The organism is Vibrio sp. 1401, from assembly GCF_033340295.1.
On sequence record NZ_JAWOWF010000238.1, the window covers coordinates 1 to 838 of the forward strand.

Annotated in this window: 1 protein-coding gene; it reads right to left on the reverse strand. The window is 42.8% G+C overall.

Annotated elements, in window-relative coordinates:
* Positions 1-655, reverse strand: a 655-nt coding sequence (locus R7Z77_RS24815) for a DNA/RNA non-specific endonuclease (RefSeq protein ID WP_318136979.1), incomplete at its 3' end; no start/stop codon positions are given.
* Positions 656-838: the final 183 nt, after the last annotated feature.

Below are 838 nucleotides of genomic sequence, written 5' to 3' on the forward strand. Positions count from 1 at the left end.
GTTCAACTTCGTCAATAGTGGTAATAAAGTTGGCTAACTCAGAGCTTGAAACATCACGATGCGGGACAATGAACGCAATGGCTTCATCAAAGCTTGGATCAAGAATGACTTTGTAAAATGCGCTCGGGATCACCACGCCATTACCGATTGTTCCTTCGTTACCTTGGTAAATCGGTCCGGTCACCACATAAAGCTCATTGTACTCATTGGCGAGATCACGAACATGTTCCTCTAGAACGCGCCAACCAACTCGGTTAAACCCCGGCAGTTGAGGTGACATGTTACTCATCAAAAAGCTTTGCTTCATTGACTCTTGGGTGAAATCCATTGTCGCTGACGGCGCAAGGTGCCCTCTGTCGTATCCTGAGCCTTTGTAGTCCGCTAAGGTAGAGCGTGCGTAATCCGGCATTTCAGTGTCTTCTTGGAAGGCGTTACTGCGTTTGTTGGTGATGTTCACGCTTTCTGCGGTAATGTGGTAAGCAACCCAGTCTGCATTTTTGGTGTTGTAGTTGTACCCAACCGCATAGCCATCTCGGCAAAGGAACTGATCGCTGTTGCTTGAAGGTATGCCTTTATCAAGGTGTTGACCGCAAGTTTCAGCAAGAGTAGGGAAGGATAGGAGTGTGACTAAAGATACTAAGATGATGTTTTTCATTATTTTTCTCCGTTATTAAGAGATTTAAAAATAATGAAATTACTCACTAAGACTGTGAATTAGCTTATAAATTAATCAGTATCTTGTAGGTTAATGATGAGGCAAATATCATTGCCGTGAATGTAAAGGGTTACACAACAGATTTTATAAACGTGTTGTCTAACCCAAAACTTACAGCGTAAA